The organism is Acinetobacter kyonggiensis (assembly GCF_900107285.1).
In the GTDB taxonomy this organism is placed as follows: domain Bacteria; phylum Pseudomonadota; class Gammaproteobacteria; order Pseudomonadales; family Moraxellaceae; genus Acinetobacter; species Acinetobacter kyonggiensis.
In genome coordinates this window covers 1-4,442 of sequence record NZ_FNPK01000058.1, presented here as the reverse complement: position 1 = coordinate 4,442, position 4,442 = coordinate 1, and the positions used below count along the sequence as shown (strand labels likewise).

Annotated in this window: 4 protein-coding genes and 1 pseudogene; all 5 read left to right on the top strand. The window is 35.5% G+C overall.

What is annotated here, in order from left to right; all coding sequences use genetic code 11:
• The coding region (locus BLV99_RS17820; protein ID WP_092693041.1) for a protein rep at nucleotides 1–1,229 on the top strand (1,229 nt) is incomplete at its 5' end.
• On the top strand, nucleotides 1,226–1,390 hold the full coding sequence (locus BLV99_RS18295) for a hypothetical protein (protein WP_167356349.1): 165 nt from the start codon (nucleotides 1,226–1,228) through the stop codon (nucleotides 1,388–1,390). The genes BLV99_RS17820 and BLV99_RS18295, both read left to right, overlap by 4 nt.
• 148 nt (nucleotides 1,391–1,538) lie before the next feature.
• Nucleotides 1,539–3,305, top strand: coding sequence for a MobV family relaxase (mobV, locus tag BLV99_RS17815; protein WP_092693038.1), 1,767 nt, complete (start codon nucleotides 1,539–1,541; stop codon nucleotides 3,303–3,305).
• Nucleotides 3,306–3,460: 155 nt separating this feature from the next.
• Nucleotides 3,461–3,859 (top strand): hypothetical protein, encoded by a 399-nt coding sequence (locus BLV99_RS17810; RefSeq protein ID WP_092693036.1) that lies wholly within the window; start codon nucleotides 3,461–3,463, stop codon nucleotides 3,857–3,859.
• 391 nt (nucleotides 3,860–4,250) lie between these two features.
• Nucleotides 4,251–4,442 (top strand): annotated as a pseudogene (locus tag BLV99_RS18355) (protein rep); the annotation flags it as partial.

Here is a 4,442-nt window from a genome sequence, read left to right as displayed (position 1 = left end):
GGACTATCACGAAATCATGTTCCAACCAAGCTACGCAAGGCTTTCAGAAAGACGATTCTAAAGCTCAAGCTAAAGAATATCGGAAAATGACTATTGCTCTAAAAGAGCGAGCTGGGGAACTGCTGTATAACAAAAAAGAATTAAAACAAAATCGGGTTTGTGGATGCGGAAAGCATCGAATTGATAAAGAACTACCTGTTGGAATGACTTACAACCAAAAAACAGGTTTGGCAGGTTATGACAATCTTCAATATTGTGGCTCGGTTTGGGTCTGCCCTGACTGCTCATATAAGATTAGCCAAGAACGAAAAACTGAATTGGCGGAAGCTATGAAAACCTGTCGCACCAAGGGTTTGCAGGTTTTAATGCTGACTTTGACAGTTCCGCATTATGCAGGGGATGACCTTCGAGATCTGCTTAAAAAAATGAGTTCGGCTAAACATGCGTTTTGGACGAATCGAAATAGCCGTAATTATCTTTCTGAACAATTCCCATTAGTGGGGCATATCACAGCAACAGAAGTTAAGTTTAATGATCGTAATGGATTCCATCCTCACTATCATATTTTGTGTTTTTCAGAACAGAATTTTAAGCAAGAAGACATTGATTTAATTCAAGATGAACTCTATGAATTTTGGGCTGAAAAGTGCGTAAAACATGGTCTTGGCAAGCCATCTAAAGAACATGGGTTGCATATAAAAATTGGTTCAAATGAAGATATGCTTGCTGATTATGTTAGCAAGTGGGGGCTTGCTTCTGAAATGACGCAAGCTCATCAAAAAATAGGTAAGAAAAATAAAGAATCGCTAACAATGTGGGAAGTTTTGGAACTTTCAACATTTGAAGCAAGTACAAATGACAAATATGGTCGAGTCTTTAAAAAATATGCTCAGGCATTTAAAGGGCGTGCTCAATTATTCTGGTCGAAAGGCTTGAAAGACTTGCTGATTAAGGCTTTGACAAAAGAAGAAGAAGAAGAAAAAGCCAAAAATGAGGCTGAGGAATATGCTCAATTTCTTGATGATAATCCACTGGTTTTGAGTATCCACGAAAAAGATTGGTGGTCTGTCTGTTATCACCGAAAAAGGGCGGAGCTTTTGGATCTGATCGAGTTGGATTATCAGCAAAATGGGCCAGATTCAGATTTGAAGATGACAAAAGATTTTATTAGTGGACTTAGGTTTACGAGTCGAAACAGTGGTCATAAAAATAACTGGGGAAGAAAATGAACGTAAATTTAGAAGTCGAATTATCAGATCTTTTATACAAAGTTAAAGAACTGCGTGTAGCTGCTAAATACATTTCTGATGAGTTAGCGCGAGAGGAAGTTTTGCGGATTGCTGATGATTTGGAGGCATCAGAAAATCGCATACGTGCAGAAATAGAATAGCGGGTTGGGGGTCAAGGGGGAGAATTCCCCTTGCTCATGAACTTTTAAAAACCCATTGGGGTTTTGGAAAGTGTAGTGAGTACACTTTCATTCTAAAAGTTATCCGTGAATTCTGATATCGTGATTTTTTTGGCATTGGATTTTTTGTATGTCTTTCGCTATATATCGAACTGCAAAACTTGGCTCATTTGGTGAAATAGGTGGTTCTCTTTCTCATACTTATCGAACACGACCAACTCCGAATGCTGATGAAAACAAGCTGCATTTAAATAAACATATTTTTGAAACTTACAATCAATGTTTTGATGCTCTTAAAAATGCTATCCCTGAAAAAAGAAGATCTAATGCAGTTTTATGTATTGAGCATTTAATCACTGCTAGCCCAGATTGGAATGGATGGGGGACTAAAAAAGAAGAAGAATTTTTTAAAAAGTCTTTAGAATTCTTAAATAAAAAATATGGTAAAGAAAATGTTATTGCTTGCTCAATTCATAGAGATGAAACGACTCCGCATTTAATCGTCTATGTAGTCCCTATTGATGAGAAGGGCGGTTTAAATGCAAAAAAATGGCTGGGTGGTAGAAGTAAATTAAGTCAAACACAGACTGAATTTGCGAATGAAGTTAAACATCTTGGGCTTGAAAGAGGTCTAGAAAATTCGAAGGCTAGACATAAAACAATCAAAGAATTTTATGCAGAAATTGAAAAACCGACTCCAAAATTAGAAGAAAGAAAATATGAAATTCAGCCTATTAATTATGATTTGATACCAAAAATGGGACTTCTTGAAACGACTTCAAGCTTTAATAAAAAATTGGAGGCGAGTTATAAAGATATCCACTTTAATTATGAAAATCAGATGCTTAGGCTAAAAGAGGAACATCATGAGAAGTTAAAAGAAACGGTTAATAGCTATGAAAAAAAGTTAGTAGAAAATGGGTTTAAACTTGAAAGATTAAGCAATGAAAATCAGAGACTCAAATCTGATAAAAAGCTGATTAGAGAAGGCTTTGAGAAAAAAATAGAACTTTTAGAGAAAGAGAAAAAGGAAATTACTAACGATAAATTAATGAGCTTAAGAGAATTTGGAAATTTTTCAGAGCTTAAAAAAGTTGATTTTCAAGCATATCGGCACCTAAAAGAGAAAGCCTTTGATGTAGTACATGAGCACAAGTTGACGAAAGAAGCAGAAAGAAGCGCACAGCTTGAAAGACAGCATAGAGAGCGTGAACGGCTGGAAATGGAGCATAGAGCAGCTTTACAGAAAAAGGTTGATCAGCATAGTGCTTGGGTGTCTCAACTCGCTATAGAGCGAAAAGAAGGGGTTTTTGCGCATGATTTAAAAGTTGTGTCTGCCAATTCTGAAAATCAATCTGAAAAAGCTGCAATTGCTGAACTTTTGCAGTTTAGAAAATTTCCTAAACCAACTTTGGAAGTTAAAGGTTTTAAAAGTTATTTGGCTGAGTTAGAGCAAGGTGATTTAAGTCGATTACCTCAACTTAAAAAGGCAATTGAGTGGAGTACAAGTAATGGTCTACTTCAAACAATTTCAAACCTGGAAATGACTGTTGATTGGAATGACCGAAATGTTGAGAAAGTCGTTTTTTATGCTTTTGAAAACATTAGTCAAGTTATTGAAAAGGAATTAGAAAAAACAAAGTATTCAGAAGTAGAAAAAATTAAAAAATTGGCAGATTTTGGCGACTTTGTGCGTGAAAAAACGGATTTGCTTTATAGTGATTATTTGCAAACACGTTTGAAGCCGCTCTATGAACGGGAGGAGCAGCGGAAAGAACATTTAGAGGCAATGCGTAAAATTGACCCAAATTACATGCGTGGGATTAGCTTGAATAATGAGTCTGAACCTGAAAAGCCAAAACCAAAACAAAGCCGTGGCAATGATTTTTCTATGTAGAATTATGTATTTGATATATAAGAATAAATACAAGAACTTTATGTCGAATACCCATATTGATCACTTTTTTTTATAAGAAAATGATAAATTTTGAATGTTAGGTTATGCGGGTTATAATATGAGCTAAGATAAACTTTAAGATGTGAGATGTAGGTATGTATGTTGGAAATCATGTTCGATTAGCTTCAAATCCCAATATAATTATGGCTGTTTCAAAGGTTAATAATGATGAAACTGTTGTTTGTAAATGGATTAGTAAAAGCAGTGAGAAGTTGCAAGTCCATATATTTGATAAGTGTCTTTTAAAAGTTGTCAGTGAAAATACTATTGAAGAAACTAAGTTTGATGTAACTGTTGGGCAAGTTGTTAAGTTAAAAATAGGAATGCATTCTTTAAAAGCTGTTGTTAATAAAGTTATTGATAGTGAAAGAGTAGTTTGCAGTTGGATAAGTAAAGATGATGAAGAACTACAGACCCAAGAAGTTGAAATATTTTTCTTACACAATCCTGCTATGAATATTAATCAGAAATCACTTGAGATGGCTTTTAGGTAAAATCAAAACGAGTGTCTACGAGTGATTGAGCGATATATAAATTTCGTGAGCCTTTCCCTCTGATTACAAGCTCCCTTTCGCTGAAATAAGGTAGGGGCAGAGCGTCACGAAGTGCGCGAACTAATTTTTTGCTGAAAAAGCTCGCGATTTGTATTTTTTTTACAGGTCTGTGCTAATTTCGTGATTCGCCATAGTTGCAATCACTTTGAAACAGTTGTAACTTCAAAACAGAATATTTATTTACTTTTCAGTAGATACAAAAAAACCCCGAATTAGTTTGGCGACTGAAGGGGCTTTAATGTACATGCTGATCAGAACGTCGGAACGTCAACATGCAAAGCTATTATAGCAATCAAAATGACATCCGCAAGCCACTAAAGGGGTTTGTAGGGTGCAAAACACACTAAACATTCAAAAATCAAACTTTCTAAACAGAAACGTTTTAGCGCATTCTGAAGTCACGTCTGCAAAAAAAAATCGCGCCCTTGGGACTATCACGAAATCATGTTCCAACCAAGCTACGCAAGGCTTTCAGAAAGACGATTCTAAAGCTCAAGCTAAAGAATATCGGAAAATGACTATT